The following is a 578-nucleotide window of genomic DNA, read 5'->3' as shown; positions in this document are numbered from 1 at the left end:
GGTGCCAATGCGGTGATTGCCCAGGCTTGTGATGTTAAAGCGCATGGCACAATCGACATCATCGATGATATTCCGGTGGTTTATCTCGATGCGCTTGATAAATGTTTATCTGAAATTGCCGGCCAGTTGTACACCTATCCTGATATGAAGTTGATTGGTGTGACAGGTACAAACGGTAAAACTACCATCACCCAGCTTATCGCGCAGTGGATTGGATTAGTTGGCTCAAAAGCAGCAGTGATGGGCACCACAGGTAATGGTTTCTTAGATGATTTAAAAGAAGCGGCGAACACGACAGGAAACGCGGTGGAAATCCAGCATACGCTGGCTTCTTTGGCCGAACAACAAGCGCAATATACGGCGTTAGCAGTGCCGTCTCATGGCTTGATCCAAGGCCGCGTTAAATCCCTTTCCTTTGCTGCTGGCGTATTTACCAACTTGAGCCGAGACCATCTTGATTATCACGGTACGATGGAAGAGTACGCCAACGCCAAACTAACGCTGTTTACCCAGCATCAATGTGATCAAGCAATCATCAATGTTGATGACGAAGTTGGCGCTGCGTGGGCGAAACAACT

At 47.9% G+C, this 578-nt stretch carries 1 protein-coding gene; it reads left to right on the top strand.

Annotated elements, in window-relative coordinates; translation table 11 throughout:
- The coding region (locus R8O11_RS29825) for a Mur ligase family protein (RefSeq protein ID WP_318195206.1) at window positions 1-578 on the top strand (578 nt) is incomplete at both ends.

This window comes from Vibrio sp. 1288 (assembly GCF_033344475.1).
The sequence above is the reverse complement of the archived record's forward strand: the minus strand, read 5'-3'. Positions and strand labels throughout refer to the sequence as shown.